The organism is Spirosoma daeguense, assembly GCF_054776875.1.
Genome location: NZ_BAAHBF010000005.1, coordinates 476,382 through 502,990 on the forward strand (window position 1 = coordinate 476,382; position 26,609 = coordinate 502,990).

At 37.3% G+C, this 26,609-nt stretch carries 21 protein-coding genes and 1 pseudogene; 17 read left to right on the forward strand and 5 right to left on the reverse strand.

Going from position 1 to position 26,609, the window contains the following annotated elements; all coding sequences use genetic code 11:
• Positions 1-367: 367 nt before the first annotated feature.
• The 8 genes and pseudogenes from ACYVD4_RS18250 (at position 368) to ACYVD4_RS18285 (ending at position 8,577) form a co-directional block, all read left to right on the forward strand.
• The gene (locus tag ACYVD4_RS18250; protein WP_460948291.1) at positions 368-1,387 is read left to right on the forward strand and encodes a hypothetical protein; all 1,020 of its coding nucleotides are present in this window, start codon (positions 368-370) and stop codon (positions 1,385-1,387) included.
• Positions 1,388-1,676: 289 nt separating this feature from the next.
• A pseudogene (locus ACYVD4_RS18255) lies at positions 1,677-1,969 on the forward strand (integrase core domain-containing protein); the annotation flags it as partial.
• Between the two features lie 168 nt (positions 1,970-2,137).
• Positions 2,138-3,424 carry a T9SS type A sorting domain-containing protein gene (locus ACYVD4_RS18260; RefSeq protein WP_460948293.1) on the forward strand — a complete coding sequence of 429 codons (1,287 nt, stop codon included), beginning with the start codon at positions 2,138-2,140 and terminating at the stop codon, positions 3,422-3,424.
• Positions 3,425-3,503: 79 nt separating this feature from the next.
• Complete coding sequence (locus ACYVD4_RS18265; RefSeq protein ID WP_460948295.1) at positions 3,504-4,988, forward strand: gliding motility-associated C-terminal domain-containing protein; 1,485 nt, start codon at positions 3,504-3,506, stop codon at positions 4,986-4,988.
• 1,190 nt (positions 4,989-6,178) lie between these two features.
• A complete protein-coding gene (locus tag ACYVD4_RS18270; RefSeq protein WP_460948297.1) occupies positions 6,179-7,270 on the forward strand; it encodes a patatin-like phospholipase family protein in 1,092 nt (363 codons plus the stop codon).
• A 165-nt stretch (positions 7,271-7,435) separates the two neighbouring features.
• Positions 7,436-7,726: a transposase gene (locus ACYVD4_RS18275; RefSeq protein WP_460948299.1), complete on the forward strand. Its 291-nt coding sequence runs from the start codon at positions 7,436-7,438 to the stop codon at positions 7,724-7,726.
• Between the two features lie 14 nt (positions 7,727-7,740).
• A complete protein-coding gene (locus ACYVD4_RS18280; protein WP_460948301.1) occupies positions 7,741-8,454 on the forward strand; it encodes an IS3 family transposase in 714 nt (237 codons plus the stop codon).
• Positions 8,455-8,460: 6 nt separating this feature from the next.
• Positions 8,461-8,577, forward strand: a complete 117-nt coding sequence (locus tag ACYVD4_RS18285; protein ID WP_460948303.1) for an integrase core domain-containing protein — start codon at positions 8,461-8,463, stop codon at positions 8,575-8,577.
• An 82-nt stretch (positions 8,578-8,659) separates the two neighbouring features.
• Here ACYVD4_RS18285 and ACYVD4_RS18290 read toward each other — a convergent pair whose 3' ends face one another.
• Positions 8,660-9,136 carry a hypothetical protein gene (locus ACYVD4_RS18290; protein WP_460948305.1) on the reverse strand — a complete coding sequence of 159 codons (477 nt, stop codon included), beginning with the start codon at positions 9,134-9,136 and terminating at the stop codon, positions 8,660-8,662.
• Between the two features lie 15 nt (positions 9,137-9,151).
• Positions 9,152-10,084 (reverse strand): hypothetical protein, encoded by a 933-nt coding sequence (locus ACYVD4_RS18295; RefSeq protein WP_460948307.1) that lies wholly within the window; start codon positions 10,082-10,084, stop codon positions 9,152-9,154.
• A gap of 972 nt (positions 10,085-11,056) precedes the next feature.
• Between ACYVD4_RS18295 and ACYVD4_RS18300 the strand changes: the two genes are divergently transcribed.
• The 3 genes from ACYVD4_RS18300 to ACYVD4_RS18310 all read left to right on the forward strand — a co-directional run bounded on the left by ACYVD4_RS18300 (position 11,057) and on the right by ACYVD4_RS18310 (position 15,496).
• Positions 11,057-11,770 (forward strand): hypothetical protein, encoded by a 714-nt coding sequence (locus ACYVD4_RS18300; RefSeq protein ID WP_460948308.1) that lies wholly within the window; start codon positions 11,057-11,059, stop codon positions 11,768-11,770.
• A gap of 777 nt (positions 11,771-12,547) precedes the next feature.
• Complete coding sequence (locus ACYVD4_RS18305) at positions 12,548-14,743, forward strand: patatin-like phospholipase family protein (RefSeq protein WP_460948310.1); 2,196 nt, start codon at positions 12,548-12,550, stop codon at positions 14,741-14,743.
• Between the two features lie 33 nt (positions 14,744-14,776).
• On the forward strand, positions 14,777-15,496 hold the full coding sequence (locus ACYVD4_RS18310) for a hypothetical protein (RefSeq protein ID WP_460948312.1): 720 nt from the start codon (positions 14,777-14,779) through the stop codon (positions 15,494-15,496).
• Between the two features lie 212 nt (positions 15,497-15,708).
• Here the strand turns inward: ACYVD4_RS18310 and ACYVD4_RS18315 are convergent, their stop codons facing one another.
• Positions 15,709-17,130, reverse strand: a complete 1,422-nt coding sequence (locus ACYVD4_RS18315) for a tetratricopeptide repeat protein (RefSeq protein WP_460948314.1) — start codon at positions 17,128-17,130, stop codon at positions 15,709-15,711.
• 886 nt (positions 17,131-18,016) lie between these two features.
• Between ACYVD4_RS18315 and ACYVD4_RS18320 the strand changes: the two genes are divergently transcribed.
• The 4 genes from ACYVD4_RS18320 to ACYVD4_RS18335 are packed head-to-tail and all read left to right on the forward strand — an operon-like array spanning position 18,017 to position 22,180.
• Positions 18,017-19,222 (forward strand): hypothetical protein, encoded by a 1,206-nt coding sequence (locus tag ACYVD4_RS18320; protein WP_460948316.1) that lies wholly within the window; start codon positions 18,017-18,019, stop codon positions 19,220-19,222.
• Between the two features lie 6 nt (positions 19,223-19,228).
• Positions 19,229-19,882, forward strand: coding sequence for a hypothetical protein (locus ACYVD4_RS18325; RefSeq protein WP_460948318.1), 654 nt, complete (start codon positions 19,229-19,231; stop codon positions 19,880-19,882).
• A gap of 30 nt (positions 19,883-19,912) precedes the next feature.
• Complete coding sequence (locus ACYVD4_RS18330; RefSeq protein WP_460948320.1) at positions 19,913-21,346, forward strand: hypothetical protein; 1,434 nt, start codon at positions 19,913-19,915, stop codon at positions 21,344-21,346.
• Between the two features lie 3 nt (positions 21,347-21,349).
• Entirely contained in the window at positions 21,350-22,180 is an 831-nt protein-coding gene (locus tag ACYVD4_RS18335) for a hypothetical protein (RefSeq protein ID WP_460948322.1), read from the forward strand.
• A gap of 824 nt (positions 22,181-23,004) precedes the next feature.
• On the opposite strand, the gene ACYVD4_RS18340 is transcribed toward ACYVD4_RS18335, so the two are convergent.
• Both ACYVD4_RS18340 and ACYVD4_RS18345 read right to left on the reverse strand, forming a co-directional pair.
• On the reverse strand, positions 23,005-23,607 hold the full coding sequence (locus tag ACYVD4_RS18340) for a transposase (protein WP_460948324.1): 603 nt from the start codon (positions 23,605-23,607) through the stop codon (positions 23,005-23,007).
• On the reverse strand, positions 23,555-24,556 hold the full coding sequence (locus ACYVD4_RS18345) for an ISL3 family transposase (protein ID WP_460948614.1): 1,002 nt from the start codon (positions 24,554-24,556) through the stop codon (positions 23,555-23,557). The genes ACYVD4_RS18340 and ACYVD4_RS18345 overlap by 53 nt, the downstream gene beginning before the upstream one ends.
• 995 nt (positions 24,557-25,551) lie before the next feature.
• Here ACYVD4_RS18345 and ACYVD4_RS18350 point away from each other — a divergent pair.
• Complete coding sequence (locus ACYVD4_RS18350) at positions 25,552-26,007, forward strand: mobile mystery protein A (RefSeq protein WP_460948326.1); 456 nt, start codon at positions 25,552-25,554, stop codon at positions 26,005-26,007.
• On the forward strand, positions 26,004-26,591 hold the full coding sequence (locus ACYVD4_RS18355) for a mobile mystery protein B (RefSeq protein WP_460948328.1): 588 nt from the start codon (positions 26,004-26,006) through the stop codon (positions 26,589-26,591). Before ACYVD4_RS18350 ends, ACYVD4_RS18355 begins: the two co-directional genes overlap by 4 nt.
• Positions 26,592-26,609: the final 18 nt, after the last annotated feature.

Sequence of the window (26,609 nt, forward strand, 5' to 3'; positions counted from 1 at the left end):
CACGCCAATGAAAGCAAAATAGGAAGTATCTGCTTTATATAAATTTGAACATTTTGATGTTTTTTATTTTTTTTCAAAGCATCAAAACATTCATATGCGATACGCTATAATTGTAGTTTTTACTAGATATTAATTAACAGGCTAACTATACTTAGTTATTTATACTTAAATTAAACATATCGTTACTACGCAAATCGTATATATACATCCGTTAGAATGAAAATATGACATTTCTTATAATCAATGATATTCGATTATTTTTGACTGTATTTAGTTTCTAAATTTCGCAAGAAAGCTCCACGGCAGTTTGGCGACTACGACGTGGAGCTCGGCAGTTCAATGTAAAACCATTAAACCAAGTAAATCTATGGATTTTTTTTTAGAGTTGAAACTCGTACGGCTCTTTACCATCAGCGTAGTGCTCACTTTTGTCACAGCTTTACTCTCCTGCGAGCGATACAAAGACACTTCCGTTAGCCCTAATAATGATCTGGGCGTCTCAATTCAAAATGGGCGATTAGCCTTTAAGGATAAGGCTTCGTTTGAAAAGGTGCTCAGCCAGATCCGAACAATCAGCACGGAAGAAGAAGCTGCCAAATGGGAAAGTAAATTCAATTATGCTTCATTGAGGAAGTACAACGCAGCACATCGGGATAAGCCTAAGTTGGAGGAAATGAATCTACCAATTTTCAATAAAGTGTTATTAAATGAGAATGCTGAATACATAATTGGTAAAACGATTGTATGGTTTAATGATGGTTATGTACATTATATTGATAATCAGGATGAGAATTTATTACAGCAGATAAAAAGTAATCCGGCACTTAGTAAAAATAAATCGGCGGTTATCACTAAAGTAATACCTGTTTCAGAAGATGTAAAAAGTACAATGGGCACAATTGGTGGTACTTCTCTATACGCTTGGTATCAAAAAATGTGGTCTCTTAACTGTTCCAATGGCTTGGAACGCAAAACTGTGTATGAATTAGTGTCTACCACAATTCAGGGAGGACAAGGTAATACTTTTGATTATACACTTTATATAAGAATAAAGCTTGAATGGCGGGGCTCTAGCGGTTGGCGACCAAACGCAGGTGAGACAAGGCAAGTATACGTTAATATATCAGGTTCGGTATGGGCACAATGTAATGTCATTACACCTCCACCCTTTAGTTTCAACACATGGTACACCTCAAATTCAGATATTCATCTAAATCTAACTGGCACCAGCGGAGCTCGGGCACTTCAGAATAATGGTTCCACTTGTGATGGCCTTATCCATTACTCAGTTAATGGTGAGATCTACTCTGAAGTTCACATGAATGGTACTTGTAGCAGTACACTACAACTGACTTCACCATATCATATTTCTGGCACGCTCTGGTAATAAGGTATTCATAGTATTGGCTAGCATTTAATTTAATTAGCCAATACTATGAAGGTATATACGATTATATAGAACATCAATAAGGTTAGCATCCCCATTCACTGAAGCACAAATTGTATTTGCTCTTAAGCAAGTTGAGACCAGAGTGGTCCTAGCTGAAGTATGTCGCAAACTGGGTATGGGTGAATGCTACCTCTACCTTTTACAATTGGAAAGATAAAGTATTGCGGCTTAGACGTTGCCAAATTACACCATCTACGCCAATTGGAGCCGGGCCACCTGAGCGGTTGATAATGGCAGCGAATTCATTTCGAAAGTATTAGATAGATGGGCTTAAGACAACCAGACCACTTTAGGTTTCTCCCACCCTGGGAAGCCCACAGATAACCCATGTATTGACCGGTTCGCCGGTGCAATTTTTTAACGGTAGCTTCAGGGATGAATATCTTTCCCGCCCACTGGTTCTTAACTCTGGAGGATGCTCAAGAAAAGATTGAAAATTGGCGGCAGGAATACAATCAATTCCGGCCTCATAGTTCGTTAAATAACCTTACTCTAGAGAAGATATTTGTGGGGAGTTAAGAACGGCCGACTCTTAATTTGAGCGAAACGCTTTTCAGGGGGCTCTTAAAACTATGGGGCAATTACAGTTACAATGAGTTATTAATTCCATTTTTAATCGGCATCATAAAGATATATTAAGCCTTTTACTGCTTTTCATTTTCTATCACCCCTAAAACCAATTTAATCATGAATAATTCTCTATTTTTTTTACAAGGAAAATTTATTTTTTCCAATCAATTTCAAAAAGGTTGTAAGATATTACAATTGAAAGTCGCCCTCTTTTACTTCCTTTCATTATCCTACTGCCTTGGTGTATCAGTCAACGGCCCGGCTAATGTATGTCCAGGGGCTTCTGGCACATACACTGTTTCCTTTGGGCCATTTTTATGCGCCCAATACTGGGAATACTATGATGACTATACACAGGTAGGCATTGGTACTCCTCAAGCTTATGGCACTGTGTCGGGATGTAATCAATCGTTTCCGGTCACTGTTTTTGTCAGCAGTGCTCCTACTAATGGTCCAGGTGCACTAAATAAAGGAGCTCTGTTTGTAAAAGTTGGTACGCCTGGATTTCAATATGCTGAGTCACAGATCTTTTTCATCACACGTGATGTTCCCGTCCCTGCTCAAATAAATGGTGGATTAATAAACGTTTGCAGTAATGGCGAGCAAGTTTCCCTCTCTGTACCCGCTTTGACTAACTACGTCTGTGGATTCTGTGGTGATTATAAATGGACAGATAAAACACAATGGGGCAATTTAACATCTGCAGGAAACGGGCCTGCCCATGCGGTACATGGCTCTAATACAGCAACTCTTATTGCCCCTAACCCAATTTCTGGAAGTGGCTACGTTACATATATAGATTTACATGCCGAATGCGTCAATGATCAAACAATGGCTCAAAAGTCAACTACGTATGTCTATGTTGGTACTCCATCAGTTAGTAATGGATTAGTGAATGGAAGCCCTGGAGGTACCCCAACTTATGTCCCAGGTGGATACGCGACTTTGAGTACCCAAATCGACGGTGGAGGATCTACAAATTGGTATGTAGCAAATGGTAGTGGTAGTTTATGGCCTAGTTACAATTATTGTACCGTAAGTTGGAGTGGATTCATTCGTGTTGTTGTAGACGCCAGCAATCGATGTGGCACAGGTGGTTCTTGGACATTCTACTTAACTACACAGCAAAATTATTATGGCTACCGTATAGCTCCTAATCCTGCAAAAGAAAAATTGAGTTTATTACTTGATTACAAAGAACTGATTGGCGAGGCAATCACAGATGTTTCTCTTTATGACACAAAAAACAGATTATGGTACTCAGCCAACGCAGAGCAGTTAAAGACATCAATTACCGACGCTAATTCGATTGATATTAGAACTTTAGATTTCCCCAAGGGTACTTATTTCTTACATGTGAAAGTAGGGAATGAAGTGAAGAAAGAACAGATAATCGTTGAATAAGATTTTAACTAGGTAACGAGGGTAATTGGATTTTCTTAAATTATCTGTGAAGATCCAATTACCTTCCACTCCATTATTTATGAAGTCTTCATATCTTGAAAAAAAACTTACGATAATAGGGTTGAACTCATTTTTGGTAATGTGTTCTATGCTTTTATTTAGTCAAAAAAGTTGGTGTCAAAATTTAGTACCTAATCCTAGTTTTGAAAAGTATAAAACTTTACCGTGTGGATTTCTTTCCGTCATATATAATACAAACGTCACAAACGATCTTATTCCTGATAATATTGCAAACTATGTAGAGAATTGGTATACGCCGACAAGCGGAACGACTGATTATTGGTTCTTTAATAACACCATTCCTCGTAATCAAAATGGCAAAGATTGTACAAATGGCGCTTCAATAGAAAACAATCAACCAAGTCAGGCTCGCACAGGCTCTGGTTATATTGGCCTCTACGTTACTTACTCAGGATCAGCTAAAAATTATAGAGAATACGCACAAGTGCGTCTGACTAAACCCTTAAAGCAAGGTTATTATTACCATGTATCTTTCTATGCTCAAATAAGTAATAATGTTAATTATTGTTCTAATCAATTAGGGGCGTTATTTTCTCAATCACCTATTATTCGGCCCACTAAAGTAGATTCATCCCAATTTGGAGAGCCCTTATTATTTACACCACAAATTATGCCTTCTGAATATATCTGCCAACCCCGTCAATGGGTAGAAGTTAGTAAATGCTTTCAGGCGTCAGGGGGAGAAGAATTTTTAACAATTGGAAATTTTTTTGATGATGCACATACTTTTTTACAAAAAAAGGGTTCTGCTGGAGGAGCAACTTTTTGTTACTATCTCATTGATGATATTACTGTAGAAGAAGTAGGCGGTCCGGACTTTTTACCATCTACCAACTTTTTAGGACCCGACACAGTTCTATGTACCAACCAACATTTAAACATATCTATTCCTTACACCGATGGGGCTATGGTCTGGTCGGATGGGAATATGGATAAAACCAGAATTATTACTCAATCAGGAACATATATAGCTACTATTACAAATAGTTTGTGCAAAGTGTCAGATTCAGTACATGTGCAAGTCGTACCAAAGCTTAATTTATTATCAGATACGATTATTTGTAGAGGTGAAGTTTATAATTTAACAGTCAGTTCGGTGTTTGGTCAAATAAGTTGGGACGACAACTCTAGTGATACGGTTCGGTTGATTAGCCGTGAAGGTCATTATAAATTAAAGACAACTTATGGACAATGTGTCCAGTTAGATTCTATACATGTTAATTTTGTGGATTGCCCAGGTACAGTCCCTAATGTAATTACCCCTAATGGTGACGGTAAAAATGATACATTTTACATTGAAAATATTACTTATATCCCTTGGGAATTGACCATATATAATCGCTGGGGAACAAAGGTTTATTACACTGATTATTATAAAAATGAGTGGGATGCTGCTGGAAATTCAGTAGGACTTTATTATTATACACTTCGCGAGATACGTTCTAATAAAATTATTAAAGGTTGGATAACTGTGATTAGATAATATGACAACCGAAAAGCAGGTGAACGCAAGAACAAAATGCTAGTCCTCAATAATGTTCGAAACAAGATCGTCCTACGCATTTTCGTCTGCGTTTGAGAAGATCGAAATTATAACGAAAACTTTTCTTCCCATTTGTTGAATCATAGAAATCGGTCCGATTCTACTTACTGATCATAATCGGTTGCCCCTCGAAGCGTTTGGCTAATTCAGTCAAGGTTTTCTTTTTTTAAGGCGGGGGAATGATGCTTGCGTTTTGCTTTCATTTTGAACCATTATTTACAACCTATTTTCAACTTAGCTAGTAGTCCTAATTCGGGGGAGTATTATAGAGTAGATCAATGAATGTTACTTCGGCTCTGGTAGAAGGGAATTGTGAGAAGATAAAACATGTGGTCGTCGCTGTTTATAAAGTAATCAACTATCAGGTAAATTCAACGTTTAAGGCTGGTCTGCTGTTATAGGAACGATCACATTGAGTAATTTCTGCTGAGCATGAAGTCAATTAAATATCGATCCAGTTAAATGAATACCATACTAACTGGTGAAGATTGAAAAGCTAGCTTTGTAATATGTTGATCAGGAGATAAGACTAAAAAAGCTTAGAAAATTGACTCAAACAGCTAACGAGAAGAAATAAACTTAGTCATTTGCTAACTCCTACCGAATAGTAAAGCAATTGCGACATGTTTGCATTTTATCCTATATTGTACCCATACCAATTATGGTGTGGATAGACCGGAAAGCAACCCTGAGCTTTGGGGTTGCTTTTTCTAGTAAACCGCTCCCTCTTTTGAATGGATTTAACTTATTTTGCTGAACATAGCTTTGCAGTATTTCATTAAAAAATTCGTCGGTGAGTGTTGAATTGATAGGTAAGTTTTGATCGGTTTTTTTATAGTGCTGTCTCCATTTGCTAATTCAACCTGAATAAACGCCCAATTTGCGGGCGGCCTCTTGAATTAATCTTTTGGCGCAAGACAACTCGACAGCCTTCTCTAGGAATCACATGGCTTACATAACGGTCCGCTGTTGCGGTCTTTAACAGTTTATCCCCAGATCAGCTAAGAAAAGTCTACAATCAAATATAGCAAGTCCAGCCAAAATCTGTTCAAAAACCAATTGAGATCGCCTAGTCTCCAGAACGTATAAATATCTCAAGCAAACAAATGCTTAATTAAGATTTTATTTTTTTGGAGAAGCGTACCTATAGTTTAATAAATACTATTTTATCTCTTACTTTCATTAAAACTACTGTGAAAAAGATTCTATCCATCGATGGAGGTGGTATCCGCGGTATCATTCCAGGTCAAGTTCTGACTGCGTTAGAAAACAAACTACAGGTAGCCTCAAAAAAGCCAGACGCACGTTTAGCAGATTTCTTCGACTTTTTTGCCGGAACTAGTACAGGTGGTATTTTATGCTGCATCTATCTGTGCCCTGATGCTAAAGATCCATCTCGTTCACGATTCTCTGCTGAAGAAGCTGTTAATCTTTACGTAAAAAAAGGCCACGAAATCTTTGACCGAACTCTTCGGCAAAGAATTGAATCAGCAGATGGTATTCTAGACGAAAAATATGATGCAACCTCGCTAGAAAAGTTACTTAAGCACTTTTTCGGCAAAACACGCTTAAGCGAGTTACGCAAACCGTGTATCATTCCGGCTTACGATATTAAAAGACGTGAAGCTCATTTTTTTGCTCAACACGATTTTGCGAAAAAAGGAATTGGCCGAGATTTTTTTGTACGAGATGTTGCCCGAGCAACCTCTGCGGCACCTACATATTTTGAAGCAGCTAATATCAAATCATTGAGCAATGTCTCGTACCCACTTATTGATGGAGGTATATTTGCTAACAACCCCTCCTTATGTGCCTATTCTGAGGTCAGAAACGCAAAAAAAGATCCTAAGGCCTCTGATATGCTCATTGTATCATTAGGAACAGGTAGTGAAAATAGGCACTATGAATATGACCAAGCCAAAAATTGGGGTAAAATAAATTGGGTACAGCCTGTCATTGACATGATGATGGCAGGGGCAGCTGAAACCACCCATTATACAATAACCCGTATGTTTTCAGCAGTTGATCAACCTGATCACTACAGCCGAATACAGCCAGCTGAACTTCGAGAGGCCAGTCCAGATTTGGATGATGCTAGTCCAGATAATATAAAGGCTTTACTGGAAGTAGGAACTGAAACGGCAGAAAAATGTGGACCAGAACTAGACCGATTGGTTGATATAATTCTAAAAGATGGTCCTGATCCAATTCAATTTAGTTAATTGTTAGTATGAAAAACTTCCTTTCCTAATCAAAGGCTATTCAATTGATGAAAGACGTCTTTCATCAATTGAATAGCTTGTATATTCATTCTTGCATTCTATAGTGATCCCGCTTTTTTGTACCAGCCCTTAAGCTTGTCGGAATGGTTGCTAACTTAGTTAATCATGAAAGCAAAAAGCCGTCGCCAGTTCACCTCTGAGTTCAAGGTAAAGGTCGTTTTAGAAGTACTCCGCCAAGATAAGACGCTCAATCAGATCGCTAGCGAACATGATCTGCATCCACAGTTAGTACAGACTTGGAAACAGGCCTTTATGGCTGCTGCCCCGCAAGTATTTGATCAACAGAAGGGGGCAGAGAAACCTATTGTCGATGAAACAGGGCCGCTCTACGAACAAATTGGGCGACTTCAAATGGAGTTGACCTGGCTCAAAAAAAAATTAGCGACCAACCCTTAAGCCTGCGACGAGCCATGATTGAGCGACCTTGTACAAAGCTGAGCCTCCGACGACAATGCTGGCTATTGAGTATTAGCCGAGCCGGTCTGTCTTATCAACCTGTGCCGGTCGATGAGCAAACCTTACAGATCATGCGCCGATTGGATGAATGGTATCTCGAACATCCCGATCTGGGCCACCGGCGTTTGGTGGTTCTTCTCAATCAGGAAGGTTGGAGGATCAATATTAAGCGAGTCCGCCGTTTGCGCACTCTAATGGGTCTGGAAACACAGTTTCCTAAGCCTAATCTGTCAAAACCGGGTGTGCCCCGGCAACGTTTTTTCTATTTGTTGCGTGATTTGGTCATCCATAGTATTCATCAGGTCTGGGCAACTGATATTACTTACATTCCCATGCCCAAGGGCTTTTTCTATGTGATGGCCATCTTGGATTTGCATAGCCGATATGTACTTCATTGGCAGTTGAGCAATACCCTTGAAGCGGATTGGTGCGTAGAAACGTTGCAGCAAAGCTTACAAAAGTGGGGCAAGCCTGAGATTTTCAACACCGACCAAGGGAGCCAATTCACCAGCGATGATTTTGTGGCAGTTTTACAAGGCCATCAGATTGCCATCAGTTGGGATGGGAAAGGGCGAGCCTTAGACAATATATTTGTGGAACGGTTCTGGCGGACGCTGAAATACGAAGACGTTTATTTACGAAACTACCAAACTGGCCATGAGCTTTGAGTTGGTTTGAATAAATACTTTCAGTATTACAATCACCAACGGCCTCATCAGTCGTTAGGTTACCGAACGCCAGCAACCGTGTTAAAAGAAGGGAAAGAAAACCAAGATAAATCTGTCAACTAACCATTTCGTTTGGCCGAGTCGTGGTACAAACAATGGGGTACACTATATTCTGCTATATAAACCTTACTGTTTTGTAAGCTTACTAGAAAGCTTTTTCAAATTCATTTATAGCTTTGAATACTTCTTCTACTTTCTTTCCTAAGTTTGTTGTTGGATCTTGTAAGTCTTCACGTAATCCTTTCAAAATTTCCAGACTGGCTTTTGCCTTGCTCAAGAAATCTTTGGTATTTTTCAATTGAATAGCGTCTGACTTCAATAGCGCATGTTCGGTAGCAACATCTAAAAATTTACTTAGTGTTACCAGCTCTTTACTTAGGTCATTTAAATTTTTAAGGACTTGCTCTTTATTTTCTTTAGCTAATTCTTTAGATACTTTAAAGGCGATAGTATCCAGGTTATTGACCGAAGGAGGTGATTGCTCCTGAAACTTAAAAAGAAGATCTTGTACTTTATCAATTTCATCTTGGTCTCTCGACTTAAACGCTGCATCAGCAAGTGAGACAATTTGTTGAAGTGCTGAGGTCCAATCTGCTACTGTAATCAATTCATCGAAATTCATAAGCCTACAGTAATTTTAAGGGTTTAATGCTTTAATTTTTTCTCGCAATTCCTTCAAATCATCCACCACACTTATCAGTTCCTGAAAGTTAGGTAGTTGTTTTTTTTCGACTTGTTGCCGAATATCTGAATGAGCCTTCTCCCACGTAGCCAAAGCATCATTCGATTTTTTGAATAGTTGGTCAATCAGATTATACTCATCAACAATACGTTTTTGCGTTACCTTGACTGCATCATTTATAGGTTTTATCCGATGAAGTTCACTATCAATTCGAATTGATTGTATAACAAGGGCTGCTTGCCGAGGCTCAATGTCTTTTTCTTCCTTAATAACGATTGGGTCAATTTCTTTTAATTTGGCAAACGTTGTCATCCTGACATCCTCTGTATCAGATTTGTATTGGGAAATGAGGGATAATTTTTCAAAAATCTTAATTTGTTCTCTTTTCAAATAGTTATCATAGTCGATGCTATATTTCGATAAAGCATCTGGACGTATTAAATTATTACGCTTGATCTGATAAATAATTCGATTGTATCTAATTAACTCGTTAACCATAGCACCTAAATTGCTCCTCAACTCTTTTATAGTTGGGCTAGCTTCATCCATAATTATCTTCAATGATTTAGCGGCTCTGACCTTTGCAATTTGGCCATATAACTTACTCGCCTCTTCTGCAGTTAATTTTACGATTGAACTGGCTGTTGCAGGTGCTATCAAATCAACAATTTGAGTCAGGCTATTAGCTACCTGTGACGCATTTTTTTCTCCTGTGTTACCGCTCTCAACTAAATTATTTAGCGCACCAGCATAAGCTGTGATACCCAATAAAGCCTTATCGATTGTGCGAGCCAAATCTTTTAACTTTTTTTCGTCCCCACTAAAATCACTTGAGCTAGCCGATAAATCATCTGATAGAAGCGATTGATTGATTGCGTCAAATCCCACAGACACCCCTTTACGTAGTTGGGAAGATGCATCAACGAACGTAGTGACTCTGGGAAGAGGTCTACAGCTATTAACACTTAATACCAGTATTAAAGCCCATATATATATATAATGGCGGGGCATAGTTCGGTTAATTAGTAAAATCGTTTATCAATTGGCGACCAAAAAATATAACTTACGATTCATAGACAGTATGCCTAACTCGTAATCTGGCTTGTTGTATTTAACTTACAATATGATATAATTTAAATGGCTCAAGTCCTATTTTTATGGTACATGCATTCATGAGACGTAAAAATAAGTAGTTATATTCTTTTAAAAAAGGTATTTTTCCCGTACTTCAAAGGGGTATTTCCCCATATTAATTGTGGTTAACTAGGGTATTTTTTACTGAATAATTCTCAACAATAGTTTAGGCATATTTCATTTAGCAGATACAGAAGTGCTAGATAAGGCATTATTATTCAAATTAATGACCTGTTATATCTAATATGGACTTCCTTTGATCACTGAATTTATCAATAAGTTGAAGAGCAATTTATCTCGTTTACAATCATTTCAAATAATACTTTTGAACCTTTTACATATCAAGAAGTTATATCCATATTTCGATATATTTCAACTAATTATTTAAAAGAGAGTAATGTCAAATTTTATCAACTAAATTATTAAAACTATGAAGAACCTTTTTAGTCTATTCAGATGCTATGGTCTAGTATTCGTCTTCATCGCCAGCTCTCTTTCCTGCGGTCGGGAAAGTGTGGTAGTTAGTCCGAGTATGGACACAGAGGGAGATGTATTTGTTAAAATGGCCGTTTAACTTTTAAGGATAGGGATACTTTCTTAAAAACCGTCAAGCAATTTCAAGAAATAAGCACAGAGGAAAAGGCTGCTGAATGGGAAAGTAAGTATAACTATCACTCTTTAAGGAAATACAACTCCAAAAATAGACCCAATTCTAAATTGGAGGAAATGAATTTGCCAATTGCGTATCGAACATTTTTAAATAAAAACTGTGAGTATGTAGTTGGTAAAACAATATCTTGGTTCAATAATGGGTATGTACATTACGTTGAAAACCTTGATGAAGCTCTTCTAGAAAAGATAAAAAGTGACCCTAAATCAGATACAAATAAGTCTCCTGTTACTACGAAAGTGTATCCAACAACAAGCGATCAAAAAATGACGCTAGGCACAATTCCTCACCAGGGTTTAGACGCTCGCTACCAACATGAATGGGCTCCTAATTGTGCTAGTGGACTTTGGCGTAAAACAGTATATGATCTTGTTTCAGTGATTATTAAAACAGGGCCTAATGGTCCTTACGACTATTTTCTATACATACGATTAAAGTTAGAGTGGTATGGATCAGGCGGTTGGCAGCAAAATGCTGGTGAATATAGAGATATAAATATTAATATAAGCGGAACGGCTAATACTCCATGTGGATCACCAACTAGCTTCAATATAGTTGAAACGTTATATACGAATTCTACTGTCGAAAGATCATTAAGTCAGGGGACTTGGATTGTTCAAAATTGTAATACTTATTATAATAAAGAATATTCCATATATGGATCTATTAGTTCCAAAGTCTATATGAATGGCACCTGTAACGGAACATTACAAACGCAATCGAATTACGAAGTACCTGGTGGTGGAGTACCTGGTTATCTTTGGGAGTAAATTAATATTAAAATACAAGAGGGGTAACCATGTATATTGGTTGCCCTCCTGTATTTTAATATAAGTAGTAATCTCTTTTTGGTTGCCTAAATTGATCTTAAGCAAAGATTTCGAGCGATTTTCAGGTCATTTCACAACCAAATAATTGTCATGAAGGCGAAAAATTTATCAAGTACTTTGACACGTGTCTATTTACCGATTATTAGTTTAAAAACAGAAGAAAATGCGGATGCTTCTATTTTAGGTCAAATGTTTAAAGGCATCTTGAGATTCCGATAAGCAGTTTATTCTAGAGATGGCCCAGCAGCGGAAAAGTCATATTTCAGCGCTTACAAAGTGTTTAAAACCGTCACTCCTCATTTTCACTTACACCTGTCCAATGTCGCTTGACGATATACAGCAGTGATGTTAACCCTAATAAAAAATAACGCTTTCATAGTTCAATAGAACTCTAAAAGCGTTGTAAATAATAATGAGAAAAAAATATAGTTTAAAGCTTATTTACAATGAGGTTTATTAAAGTGTCTATTTGACTCCCCTAATTAATATAACTATAAAGCTGCTTCGTTTGAGTCCTCAGTTTACAATGCTAGAATTTAAATACGCCTAAAATTAGTGCGTCTAAAATTTTGTGGGCAGGTGGTTTTTTCATTATTAGTGATTAGCAATAGGCAAATTATTCTCTTAAAAAAAGGGGGAATTTCCCCTTTTTTTAAGTCTGATTTTTGTGGTTTTTGCTGCACTTAAAAGATTGACCTTACTAATTTTAGTTTACCCATGAATAACATCCGCAATGATGACGATGTACGAGAACTGCTAACTAAAATTCTGGTTGCTGGAGAAGCCTCGGTGGAAACCTTAACCAACCAGTTACAGGAAAAATATAATGACAAACTTCAGGCAGGTGAAGATGTAAGAGGTTTTCTTAAAGTCTCGGATATTGTGGATACTGAAGGCTACCAGTACGTTAATCTGGTTCAGGAAGGCGGTGGTGTTCTAGGGATTGCTTTGCTGGGTTACACTTACGTGCTAGAGCGTATGCATATACGCTTTCTAAAATTGGCAGGTACAAGTGCAGGAGCGATTAATGCCACAATGCTGGCGACCGTACGACCGACCCAACCAGATGACGAACTGCCTGGCCAAACTAAGCCTGATATGTCCGTGCTCAAATCGCCGACTATTCTTTATTATCTAACTCGGAAGAATTTGTTCGATTTTGTCGATGGAAATGATCTGGCCCGCTGGTTGATGAAGAACCTGATTAATTATTCATCCTATGCAAGTGGCTTACTCAGGTCGTCCCTCTACACACTATTAATCGGGCTATCGCTCATTTTAGTTGGCAGTATATTTCTGTGGAACGATGATACTAAAAGTATTATCGGCGTGGTAATAGGCCTTTGTATTACCTTAATGATTGCTTGGCTTATTTTTAGTAGAGGCCTCATCAGTGATGGCGTTATCCAGAAGTACTTACGGAATATATTCTTTCTGAGACTCTTTGGGGGTGTAGTTGGTACATTGACTTTACTAGGTCTCATTCAAACTTACTTGACTTCCCTTAGTTGGCAGTTACTTTTTGGCTTGGGTCCTATTGCAATAATAGCAATCTGGGCATTCTGGCAGGGAGCAAACCCGCTCAATAAGCGCTTTCTACCTTTTATTCAAAACTCGGTTAGCATCATAACTAGCATTGTCCTACTAAATGGCATTGTGACCAGTTTACACTATACATGGATTCTTCATTGGCCCTTTATCGAATATTCCGCTGAACAAATACCTCAACCTTACAAATACCTATCGGTAGCAGGAGTATCGTTACTCCTTTTTTTCTTTTTAATCATTGGCAGTGTTGGCTTATTCTTATGGAAGCGTTTTAATGGTAGTAAGTTTGGGATTAATCCGGGTAACGAATTCAGGCGCTGGATGGCAGATATTATGGAGAATGGCGAAGTGCATGATCCTGATAACCCCAGCAAGCCTTTTCAGACAGATGCCAAAGAGTATTTGACCAATAAGCCGATAGCCATTCAGAATGGCAAGAATGGCATTCGAACGCTGACGGATTTGGAAGCGAAATTGAGTGATACTTCCGGTCTCCGTTTGCGTTATCAACCCGCCCCAGATTCAAAGTATATACTTAAGGATGGTGATAAATTGTCTGACTTGAAACGGTATGACCCAGACGAACCAACGCTTGCCCTGATTACGACAGAGATTGCCACAGAAAATAAAATTGTATTTCCAAAAATGTGGAAACTCTTCTATTTTGATGAGGCTAAGGATAAGCCCTGGGAACTTGACCGTCCCTTGTCTGCCGATAATGGCGCGAAGAAATTGAGACCCGCCGATTTCGTTCGAACATCCATGTCGATACCAATTTTCTTTGAAGCCTTTCGTATTAAAGGAATCCCTAGTCGTCAGGACCGGCAACAGGAATGGAACAAGTATTTACGTTACGAACAGGGCGACTTGACGGAGGCTGCATTTGTCGACGGGGGGTCGATATCTAATTTCCCGATTAACGTATTTAACCCAACGAGAGCGAGCGTTCCTCGTCTACCCACGTTTGGTGCACGATTGCAGGATCAGCCGAGTGAAGACAATCGACCGATTACTACACTAGAGGGTATTATTGGCTCTATTATCAGTTCAATACGTGGAAACTACGACAAGGACTTTTTAATCACCCATCCTCAGTACGAACTTACGCTGGCCAATATTGATGTAAAGAATTTCAATTGGCTAAATTTTAATCTACCTGCTGACCAGCAAGTTGAACTCTTTCGACGAGGAGCTCAGGCAGCCGCCACCTTTTTATATGGTTTTGATTGGGAGCTTTTTAAGGCTAAACAGATAGCGCTGAATTTAGGGGTACCGACTGGTGATGTGCGCGTAGCCAATACACCGGCTGAAGTAGATAAATTAATACAAGATATCGCCAATCAAAGAGGAGTTGCTCCTTACTAAAATGGCACTGTTCTTCTTTGCTGATCTAAGCTGATGAAATCCTTTTCCTTACCAGCCCTCTTAGCTACCCTTACATTTGTTGTTGCCATCTGGACAACTTTTTACAAACCATCTGTTGCACCTCCTAATAAGTTAGACAACTTATTACCCGTATTGGCCTTTGAATTTGCTCAAACGGACCAAGACATTCACGTGCTATTTCTAGATAAATTGCACAAACCAGCGACTGATTTTATTGCTAAAATGCGTTTTCTAACTAGGTTAGACTTTGCTTTTATACTGTTTTATACGTTATTTATTCTAACCTTTATCCGAGAAGCGAGACAACTTGTACCCTCCTCTTGGATGACAATAGCCCTATTTCTTACGCCGGTTATTGGCTTTTGTGATGTAATTGAAAACATTCAGTTGCTCCACATTCTTGACAAAGTAGAAGCGAATGTAAACGTAACTTTCCAGCAAGAACTGTATTTGCTGTCCATCGCTACCTGGTTCAAATGGGAATTAACAGGTTTATTATTTCTATTCATCATACCTTTTTTGTGGCAAGGAGGACATTGGTCCAAAGGCATGGTTATTTTTTCTATAATCGTATTTATAACGGGTATTATAGCCTTAGTTCAACGATTAGCGGAGGATAATTCAATTTATTACGCCCAGATATTTGCCATCTTGGTTCTTACTTTATTTGTATTGTTTGTCTTTTATAGCATTACAAAGCGTTTAGTCCAAAAAACATACAATTGGCTCTAAACAAAATTTAAGTTAGCTTGATAATAAATATTTAGCTTGATGGCATTTCTAAGTAAAAGAGGAAAGTTTGTTCAGTATGGTACATAGTTGTTGGCCTTGTAACTCATTGATTGGCCCCCTAATCAGCTAAAATGCTAAGTCTATTTAAATATTCTGTTAATTATTCAAACGAATCTACGAGAAAATGAAAAAACAACCACATATCTGAAGTTTTAACGAGGCAAATGTTTCAAATAATTGTATGTATTTTTTTTATTGTTTACAAGCTGATGCCGCTTTAATATAGCCAAGAATTCAGGTTTACTTTGGTAATTAGACCATCGAATATCTTTAGAGTAAGTACGTAAATGGTTTTTGTCTTTCGTCATACGACAAACTCGATCAAAGCAATAATAAAAGTCCGCGTCTTTATTTTGCGTGGCCATAATTTCAGCATATGTATCCCATAAAGCTCCATCGTTTGGCTGCAAATCAATAGCCTGCTTAATAAATTCCTCTGCCTTTCTGTTATCTTTTAAAGCTAAATAACAATACGCGAGCATATTATATATATTATAATTATCAGGCATCATTTCTTTTCCTTTATCTAAATAGTCTATAGCTAAATTATATTCTTTTAAGGCATATTTAGCACGTCCAACTTCATAATATACGGAACTTAGAGTATTGTTTAGTAACGACTGCCTGTCGCCTCCAAATGTAGCACCCGTTATTTTTCCACTCAATGCTTTATTAAAACAGGTATCAATACCTATTCGTAATCGTCTTATTGTATCTTGGCTAGGATTCTGACTTTTTGTTACGCCACGTAACCGATAACTATATAGTCTCAGCAAACCTAGGTATCCTCTAGCATCTTTTGGCTCCATTAGTATCATTTCGTCATATTTTTCTTGGGCTTCTGTAAGTTTATATTGCTCTCGAAAGAGTGCTCCCCATAAATGCAGTGCCGTCATCTGATAATCTAGTCCAAAATGTGTTCGGATATAACTTATCTGTTCAATAGCTTTGCTATATTCTTTCCGAGAGATAAAAAAACGTCCCAATGCATAGGGGTTAATTTGCTGCAAAGTGTAGATAGAGGCAGAATGAAACAATGAGTCTACATTCTGTTTTGGGCTGTGGAATTGTATAGTATGTGCCCCAGTTATATTTATAGTTAAATAATTTAATGAATCCGTCTGAACTATGTGACCTTGGATATGCCGCTGTTCTTTACCCGTTAGCATGGTTATATATCTAAATAAGGAACGTAAATTGAATCCCCCGATCTCGATATCCCCCTCTTCAATATCTTCTTTAGCGCTGATTGCTACTCCGAATGTTTCGTGGTTTCCTTCTAGCTCTTCTATTATATCCTTAGTTCCTTTTAATACTTGCTGTGCAGCTACTTTTCCGTTCATACCATTTTCTATCCACGCTTTTGGCACGTCAAATGGCTCTATTGTATAATTATCCCGAAAATACTCGTGCCCGAAAATGTACAAAAACAGCACGACAATCAGAATTAATACAGTTCGGCTAAGTAATTCATAGGCCAATGTCAATCTTTCATTTAAGTGATCGAAAATTACTTTTTTAGGTAAGCGAATTCTGAATCCTTTCGTATACTGACTACTCCAAAGACGAGCCATAACTTAGAAGTTTGTATATCAAATACTATTATGTTTGTCTGCATTAATCGATAAAACCTTAAATTCAGAATCTGGAAAGATTCCGCTAGCGTCTGGAGCACACAGATTACCTTCACCATTTTATAAATAAGACTCACCAATTGGGCGGCCTTACTAGCATCAGCCTTGTAGCTATTTTTACAAACTTTTCAATATCTTCATCTAACATTGAATATACATCAAGTGTGATATCATAATCGATAAATTGTCCAAAAATAAATACACCTAGAATCAATCGTACTATTGGAGCTTCAACAATCGAAATATCTTCCAACATCTCCTATACTAATTTTTCAAGAAGTGCTTGATTTGCCGTTGAAAAAAGAAATCGAACCCGATTGATGAATAAATAGCTATAGTGATCCTGTTGACTCGAAGTCTCAAACGTAGGGAAGGTCTTTTAAAACCATACGCCAAGCGTACTACATTTTCATTAGATAAAGGCTGTAGGGTTTTCGCTTCCATGGATGTTACGGGATAAGAGACCACTAAAGTGATCAGACGATAAATCAAGGTGCGTAAAATTCATTTAGCTGACTAAAAGGTGCAACGTGAAAATCCTCATTTAGTAATGGGGGATTTTCACGTTTTTTCGACAAAAATTTTTTCTTATACCTATTACCATACATTATCAGCCTCTAATTTAAGTATACTTCTTTCAAAAAGGGTATTTTTCCCGTAGCAAAAGACAACTCAATAACTGTCATTCGCAGTTCCAATTAGCATCACTCTTTCAGAATGCATGGGGAAAGAACAAGTTATGCCATAACTAAGTGTTGCTTATTGGAAAAATGTTTAAAGAATTACCCCATGATATATGGCATCAATTAAGTGATAATTTAAAGAAATGGAATTTATTAAAACAATAGAATATCTAACAAATTCTCCAGTACTAGTATTAATATTAGTAGCATTAATACTAACACTAGTAATAAAAAGTATACGAGAAGCGATTATTCATGTTATACTAATTTGTTTTCCGCATATAAAAGAACAAGCAGAATCTGAAAGGGTACATAAAACGCTTAAAAGCATAAGTATATTTTTTATTGTATTGTCAGTTTCATCTTTCATATTTGTAACATATAACAAAAAGTCAAACAAAGAATATAAAAAAGATTTATATACAGATGAGGACGGAAATAAACTAGACTATTCCATATCTAAAATAACAATAGAGTTTAATACAAATAATATTACCGATACAATTCCATTAATTAGACGCAAATTTATAGTTCAGGCGATCGGAAAAGCTAATGAAAATTTAAAAAATAAATATCCCATTGAGTGGATCAATCTAATAAAAAAAGACATAGATAAGGGGTTGCTTCAAAAATCAGTTAGAGATAGTCTACCAGATTCATTTTTTACAAAAGATTTTAGAGATAATCATTTCATGAAAATTAATGAAATGATTGAAGATACGAACTCAAAGTATACTTATTCGGTAAGCATATCTCTAGCAAAAGGAAGCAATATAAAGGCTATAATAGACGACAAATGTAAAGAAGAAATTAAAAAAACTATTTTAAATAGAGTGACAAAAAATTGTGTAACAACTATTGGGTTTGATGAGCTTTACAGCGGATGTTCAAAAAATTGGTATTTTTTGCCTTACGTTAGCGGATGTAAACAAGGAAAAGATTGTGGAAAAGTGTACTTTGAAAGCGGCCAATATAATCCTGCTCCATTTAGCCAGGTAGTATGTGAATGTATAAGCGATATTATAAACCAATATAAATTAAAAATATACATTTCGGGATATACAGACCCTGATTCTATTATAAAGCCATTACGATATGATGGAAAAGGATTTTATTACAAAAAGGCAGGGATTTTTTTAAATGATACAACTGACTTTAGGGCAGAACGAATACCAGATTTAATTAAAACCAACTTACAATTATCTTACGCAAGAGCTTATTCTTTGTATAAACTCATTAAAAGCAATGAATCTGACTCTAGTCATTTTTACACCGGTTTTGGTATAAAAACTTCAGAAACCAATTATTTGTCCATGAGAACAGTGGTAATTCAATTTAAATGTAAATAAAAACATATGAATACCAAAAGCGATAACCAAAATCAGGAATTTAAAGCTCAAGAAACGGCAGAAAATCAAGAAGCAAAAATACCTACAACTATTCATGGAAGTTTATATGCTATTTCTAAAAGCTATGGCTTGAATGGTAATGAGAGTGATAAAGAAAAACTCATTACATCAATAAAAGATAGATATAAAGAAATTAAAACAAATGCTCAGGATGAGGTTGATCAAATAAAATCAAGTCTTGACACCATAAAAGATTTATATGTTAGTTTAGAAGATGAAATAAATAAAAAAATAAAAAATATTGAAACTACTCAAAAGAATACAATCAATAACGTAATTGAGTTAACGTCTATTCTAAAAAAATTAGACGATGAAAAGAAATTTAAAGATAAAATTGATTCTACAATTGGTGATTTACTAAATATGTTTGATGCTATTATTTCTTCTATAAAAACAACAAATGAAAATACTATCGAATCCTCCAACGAAATATTACAGGAAAAACTAAAAATCAATAATAGTATATTAGCTTCATATAAAGATTTCTTAAATACCTTAAACGGTGAATTGCTTGAGCTAGAACAGGTTGAGATCGGCTTTAATACAGGCAATTCAATTAAATTAGCATTAGATGCACTTAGAAATAAAGAAAACCAATAACCACAATATGGTCCAAGAAAATTACCGACTATGAGTTACTTGAAAAGATGGTGGTTCTTTAGAAGAATTTCTTCAATATTTTCGATAAACAATGGAAGAGAAGAGAAAAAATTAACATTACGAGAATATTTTGAATTAATATTATCCCAAAGTAAGGTTGATAATGTAAATCTAAGATTCTATGAGGAAGGCAAGAAGTTAGGTCGCTTACTGTCTAAAAATAAAGCAAAAGAATTCTCAGAAGAATATATAAAAACAACGTTTGAGGTTATAACATTTAAACTAAGACTGTACAATACTGAAATATTGAATTCTCTCAATGAAAACATACATAAATTAGGGATTGAAATAAAACAAAAATTAGAAAACCTCGATGAGTCTAACGAGTCCGGCCTTATTGGCAAATACAATATATTAATCAAAGAGGCAATCAAAAATGAGAAAGATTTTCATGATAATGCTTTTGCAGATTGGCAAATTATTAGACCGCAGAAAATAATAAGTAGATATATACAAAATTTAGAAACACTCTTGCAAGGCATGGAATCAAAAAAAGATGGATTTGATTTGATTAATTCTTTTTCAGATCAAATTATTATAAAAAAAATCAATGAAAGAGTATTGTTTGTTAACGCAGAATTTTCAAAACATTTACCCGACAATAACAGTACTTATTACCCACCTATGAAATATTTGATTATTTTTTTTTATACTCTATGTGGCCTAATTACTTACGGAGAAATTGGAATATCGCTTACTGTTTCAAAAGGGTTTATAGACTTAGTAGAGGTCTTACCAACAGGCCTTCCTCCACAAGATAAGGAAAATATGAATATATTTTTTTCTATTCTTTTTTCTTTGGCTTTTTCTTTAAGCATTGCAGTATTACTCAAAGTAATGATTGATAAACTATTATTTTCGCCCATAATTAGGTTGAGACGACTATTTTGGATGGGTTATGCCTTTCTAGTTATTATATATTTAATATATTATTATAAGGTTTCGCCGGATGATATACTAACGATAATTTCTATTTCGGTTATTTTTTCAATATTTGCATTTTCAAATGCTTTACTTTTCAGAGAAGCATCTTATTTAAATACTGTATATTATCAAATTCACAAAAAGCCTCTTATAAATTTTAATATTCTAAAATTTATAACACTAGGATTATGGCCAAGGGAGCAGTTGATTAGTAAAAAATTAGTAAAGAAAAAAGAAAAAATCATTAAAACTCAAACAGCCCTATTGAACAGGCTTAAACAAACAAAACTTGAATACGAATACCAGCTATCGACCGCGAATCGTCAATATACGACAATTAGTAGTAGTATTGTTGCATATGAAGGGTTAGCACTTTCTAAATTTTGGCAAGGTTATCAGGAGAGTCTCCTGGATAATATTGCTTCTGATGATGATTTAAATTACATTATTAAAAAGAGCATTTTCGACCAAAATCTATAAGCCATGAAAACGATTATAGTAAGTGTTATTTCTTGTTTTTTATTAATTTCCTGTTTCTCTACGAAGCCAGGAGGTTCTGACAATAGCCCTCCATCACCTCTCAAAAAAGATTTAGCAATATTTTTATATGCAGATGTTATCGATCAAGAGGCTTATGAATCTTTGATATCTCTAAGAGATAAAAAATTTAATGGAAAAAACTATATTTCCGATACACTCTCAAGCTTACAGTTTGTCTATATCCCTTCTAATTCCAGTCAAAATGGCTTTAGTGCTACTTTTACAGAAAGATCAAAAAAAAATGACATTAAAAATAAAATGTCGATATTTTTTGGTTTGATTGAGAAAAACTACATGAGAAATAAAGATAATATGTTTAATTCAAACAGAGAGATTTTAGATGCTTTTGAAAAAATGTTGGCTTTATCTACAGATCCTACTAAAGAATATAAATATATTTTCATTTCAGATATGCTCGAGTCTTCGGGTACTACTACATTCGACACTTTACAGTGTAGAGTCAATGGCAGATTTAGATTTATAGATATTAACGGTGTATGCCAATCTGGTCAAATAAATACAGCAATTACACTAATAAACGATAATAAAAATAGAAGTTGGATTTATCAAAATTTGATTGAAGAATACTCAAAGTTAGACAAATCTAAAATTAAAATTGACATTTTCACGTCAAATCTTTCACCAAGAAGTAATGGAGTGTATACGGCTAAAGATGCACTTCATAAATTTTGGAAAGAATTATTTTTAAAAGTAGGCTTCGAACAAGAAGCGATCAAAATTAATAGAATGAGTGGTTCAGTTGTTGTTATTTAATTTTTTTATCCCGAACGAGACGTGCTGCTCTGGTATTTCAAGATCAAGACTGGGGTTGGCATTATCTGTGAACGGTATTAAATTACTACTCGCGCGATGTCCTAGCTTTGGAACTGTGCCTTAATACATACATTGATAACCACATCGGACACGGGTTTTGGCAATCTCTCGATTGCGTTTTTTTATGATTGAACATTTTTGGATTGAGCTTAATAGAACCAAATTAATCGGCGTGACCAGACAGCTTCATTAGCTCGTCGATTAGAAATTCGTTTGATGTTCTTCAGACCTTGAGTCTGTCCTCGACGCTGAGCTGGCCTCTGAGCTTTTTTAATCACCTCTTGAAGCATCTGCTTAACCAAACTCAGATCCGCGACCAACTGCTTTATTGATACGTGAGTAAACTTGTAATAATTGTATCCTGTTAGAATGGCAACATGCAAACAATGAGATTACGAAGTACTTCTCTGACGCTGTGTCGAACTTGATCAGGCAGGTTAGAAGCAAAGACATATCACGCAGGCCTTACACTTAACTTAAGGTTGGGTAATATCCCCCCCAAAGAAATACCGAGAGTAAGGCGTAACAGCCTTGCAATGTCGAAAACCGACTGGGTTGACAACTAATCAACTAAAGTAACTCATCGATGAACTCAATAAAGGCGCTTATTGGCGACAATTTGGACAAGGTCTCATGTCAATGAGATCATCAGTAAGCTGTTTGGTGTCAGTTATGCCTCCTCTCAAGTTGGATGACTACTCATGGAATCGCCAGCTAGATTCTTTGGCGGTGGCATAATGGTGAGTATTTCGGAGTAAACTGGTTCAGCGTGACTTTGGAGGAGCCGTCCAATTTCGAGTCAACACTCGCAGGCGTAACAGATCAAATTTAGCTTTGCCATACATGGTTCGCTTGATGGTCTTCAGCCGATTAACCTGCCCTTCCGTTTGTCGATTACTCCACTCGGATCGAAACGCTTCTTTAACAGCGGCAAAGTCCTGACGCATACCGCGCACAAACCCACTCAAGACAGGTATCCTTTCAGCATCAGCACACCAGTTCGCTAACTCGTCCACTTGACGGCCCTGCATGAGCTGTTTGAAACGTAAACTCAGTTGGTGCACCTGACTAATCAATTCATTGGAATAGAGTAAGTGTTTTAAAAAAGGACGATCTGTTTCTGGCCAATCGACGGCTGGGTGGCCAAGTAATCGACTGAGCCGACGACTTGAATAGCTGAGTTCCTTTTGGGCAGGTGGTAAAGTAGGCTCGTAAGAAGGGCGCGGGTAATTCGCTAAAAAGGCAGCTAAGATCGTATAGCGCCCATTATAACCCTGGATTTTAATCTCATCAAACAGCGTTTTGACACATGTTTCACCGGCTTGCCAACGCTGCCGTAACCGGGTGGCCGGAGCCATAGACTTCATACGCTAACAAATTTGATTTCCTTCGCTTAGTTTTAGGGACAAAATGCGCTTGTTTGAAGTATTTTTTGACCGTATTTCGTGAGCTACCTAAATGAGCGGCAATAGCTCGTATACTATGACCTTGCTGCTGTAGTTCTTTAGCCCGTTGATAACGCTCATACCGTTTTTCTGTATGAATTGGTTGGTCTGGCGACTGATCGTCAGGCAGTTGCTGGCTTACCGGTTTTGGCAAATCCATTTCTGTTAACGAAACACTAGTTATGGGAATTGTCGATTGCTGACTAATCAACTGAGCAGCTTCTCGGATGGCTGGACGTTGGCTATCTAAAAAGCGTTCGACGGCTTCAGATAAGTTCTTCAACAGATGCCAACGGTCAGCTACTTGAGTGGCATTGGGGCAAGCCGAACTGATGGCATTCGCATAAATACTGGATCGGTCGCGTGTGATTAATTCAACCCCCGGATGAGCTCGAAGCCAGTCCTCCAACGTCTTACCTTCTCGATCCGGCAACACATCGATAGGTTTATGCTGATCCAGATCAATTAGAATGGTGCCATAGTTACGCCCTTTCTTAAAAGCAAAATCGTCGACACCTAATCGCCTGGGCGTTTCCACCGCCGAGATCAATGTTTTTCGAATGACCCGCAGAACGGTCAAGGCACTAACTGGCTGGCCAATGGTATGGCATAAGCGCGCCCCTGGCTTGGCACCAACCTGTAAACCAATGGCTTGTATTTGTTGATCTGCTCTCAAGAACCGACGTGCATATGGTTTAAAAGCTAAGCTGCATGTCTGAGCAAATACTTTCCGAGGGCAACTGGCTAGAGCGCAGAAAAACTTGCGTAGGCGCACCAATAACTTAATCCGTTTACCGCTCATGGGTAAGTCGGCTAGAGTGCGCTGATAGAAACTATGAACTCGGCGAGTGAGTGTATGACAAGCGGGCAGGTGCCGACCGTATTGGTTGCTAACAACCCCATGATTACATCATTTTGATTGACTTGTTGACCACTAAGCATGAATCCTGCTGGAAACAGTGGGGATATATCCATATCCACTCAACCTAGAAAACTACCAGGATTCAACTAAAGTGAAGCTGAACCAGCATCTCCGCAATACATATAATGTATAATGGCGAGAAGATCAATTATATAAACTCAAAAAGCGGAGGATGAACAGCGGATCATTTTATATATATTGATAAGTCGGATTGCTACCTGCTATTTTTATTATTACACACTTGGGTTACTCATGAGCAGAACCCCTAATTATTGAGCAGGCTGATCGCACCTTTCTTAGCTTAATAGCTGAATTCGCATCAGTCAGGGCAGACAAATTATGTACATGCCATCCAACTCCTAGCTCAACCACTCGGCGATAATTTTGCAGAAGGCATCGCGATTATCCGTTATCAGCAAAAGCGTTTAACAGCTATTGGCACCATCAGTTCAATGCTATTTGGAACAGATCCACCTGGCCTGAACTACGGAGGCAATCCCCTGAAAAATTACAATACTCGTTTTCGGGCTGAAAATAATTTCATCGGACAAGGACGAAAGACAATGGTGACGTATATGGATTTACGTGTATCGTACATGCTTAAGCACAATGCTTTTATTGACTTGAACAGTCTATATCGATTTCAGGATAGCCAGCACAGAGCTAATAGAAAGATGACTTTCCTTGGTTCCATTGGCTTACGCTGGAATCTTCCTTATCGAAGCTCCGTATTTTAACAGATTTTCCCTTTGGCTGTATGACCTCTTCCGGCAATTTCATCAATCCAGTTGGAATTACCGAAGGAGCCGTTTTTGAGAAGTACGGTATTTAATGATATAGATATCAAAATACTATTTAATGTTATTTATAGCATTGACAAATGCTATTTTTATGCTATAATTAGCATTATTATAACTTAATTAATGTTAGAAATAGCATAGAAAATGACCTATTGGGATAAAAAACTCATTCGAGAACAGCTGGACAAGAAAATAAAAGCCCAGTTTCTGACCGGCTATTCTGATATCAGCTGGATAAAAGCTATTCGTGAAGCCTTGGGCATGTCAACGCAACAATTGGCCAAACGGGTGGGCATTGATCAATCGCGTATCTCACGTTTAGAAAATTCGGAAATAGAGGGTGATTTGAAGCTTTCCTCACTTAAAAAAATAGCTGATGGTTTAAATATGAGATTTGTATATGGGTTTGTTCCTACTACAAGTTTGGAAGAGATGGTTTGGGACCAGGCACGAAAGATTGCCCTAAAACGCATGGGACGAGTCAACCATACGATGCGGCTAGAGGAGCAAGAGCTTAATGACGAAGCAAAAGCGAACTCTTTGAATGATCTCATCCACAAAATACTGATCGAGAACCCTAAGGATTTTTGGAATCAATGAGCTTGTTTGATTATCCGCCGGGGGCCACACCATTAGAACCAGAAGAAATCGAAGGCTTAAAACTGAGTCATATTACCACACGTAGCGAACTGGACCGATGGGAGCAAGAAAACATTCAGGATGCTCTTACGTGGTTGGCCCGTAGGCGAAAAACTGACATTCTGGATGAAGTCTTTATTTGTCAACTTCATTACAACATGTTTGGAAAAGTATGGCGCTGGGCAGGCCGTTTTCGACGTACGGATAAAAATATTGGTGTTTCCTGGAGCCGTGTTGCGGTTGAGCTTAGACAGCTTCTCCACGATACCAAGGCCTGGATTGCATATAATGCTTATACCCCGGATGAAATCGCTTGCCGCTTTCACCATCGATTGGTCTGGATACATCTGTTCCCAAATGGAAATGGCCGCCATGCGAGGCTAATGGCGGACATCTTACTGACTGATCTTTTAAAGCAGACTGCATTCAGCTGGGGAGGCACTGACCTATCCAATCCAACGGCAACACGTAAACGCTACATCACCGCTCTACAAGCAGCGGACACTCATGATTATAGGCTTTTGCAAGACTTTGTTCGATCGTAACACTTCTCTATTCTATTT

Excerpts from the sequence above, each read along its gene's own strand:
- ACYVD4_RS18350 (WP_460948326.1), top strand. The coding sequence starts at position 25,552 with ATGACCTATTGGGATAAAAAACTCATTCGAGAACAGCTGGACAAGAAA.
- ACYVD4_RS18280 (WP_460948301.1), top strand. The coding sequence starts at position 7,741 with ATGATTGAGCGACCTTGTACAAAGCTGAGCCTCCGACGACAATGCTGG.
- ACYVD4_RS18300 (WP_460948308.1), top strand. The coding sequence starts at position 11,057 with ATGAATTTGCCAATTGCGTATCGAACATTTTTAAATAAAAACTGTGAG.
- ACYVD4_RS18265 (WP_460948295.1), top strand. The coding sequence starts at position 3,504 with ATGAAGTCTTCATATCTTGAAAAAAAACTTACGATAATAGGGTTGAAC.
- ACYVD4_RS18330 (WP_460948320.1), top strand. The coding sequence starts at position 19,913 with ATGAGTTACTTGAAAAGATGGTGGTTCTTTAGAAGAATTTCTTCAATA.
- ACYVD4_RS18260 (WP_460948293.1), top strand. The coding sequence starts at position 2,138 with ATGAATAATTCTCTATTTTTTTTACAAGGAAAATTTATTTTTTCCAAT.
- ACYVD4_RS18275 (WP_460948299.1), top strand. The coding sequence starts at position 7,436 with ATGAAAGCAAAAAGCCGTCGCCAGTTCACCTCTGAGTTCAAGGTAAAG.
- ACYVD4_RS18340 (WP_460948324.1), bottom strand. The coding sequence starts at position 23,607 with ATGAAGTCTATGGCTCCGGCCACCCGGTTACGGCAGCGTTGGCAAGCC.
- ACYVD4_RS18310 (WP_460948312.1), top strand. The coding sequence starts at position 14,777 with ATGAAATCCTTTTCCTTACCAGCCCTCTTAGCTACCCTTACATTTGTT.
- ACYVD4_RS18355 (WP_460948328.1), top strand. The coding sequence starts at position 26,004 with ATGAGCTTGTTTGATTATCCGCCGGGGGCCACACCATTAGAACCAGAA.
- ACYVD4_RS18320 (WP_460948316.1), top strand. The coding sequence starts at position 18,017 with ATGGAATTTATTAAAACAATAGAATATCTAACAAATTCTCCAGTACTA.
- ACYVD4_RS18325 (WP_460948318.1), top strand. The coding sequence starts at position 19,229 with ATGAATACCAAAAGCGATAACCAAAATCAGGAATTTAAAGCTCAAGAA.
- ACYVD4_RS18290 (WP_460948305.1), bottom strand. The coding sequence starts at position 9,136 with ATGAATTTCGATGAATTGATTACAGTAGCAGATTGGACCTCAGCACTT.
- ACYVD4_RS18315 (WP_460948314.1), bottom strand. The coding sequence starts at position 17,130 with ATGGCTCGTCTTTGGAGTAGTCAGTATACGAAAGGATTCAGAATTCGC.
- ACYVD4_RS18335 (WP_460948322.1), top strand. The coding sequence starts at position 21,350 with ATGAAAACGATTATAGTAAGTGTTATTTCTTGTTTTTTATTAATTTCC.
- ACYVD4_RS18305 (WP_460948310.1), top strand. The coding sequence starts at position 12,548 with ATGAATAACATCCGCAATGATGACGATGTACGAGAACTGCTAACTAAA.
- ACYVD4_RS18250 (WP_460948291.1), top strand. The coding sequence starts at position 368 with ATGGATTTTTTTTTAGAGTTGAAACTCGTACGGCTCTTTACCATCAGC.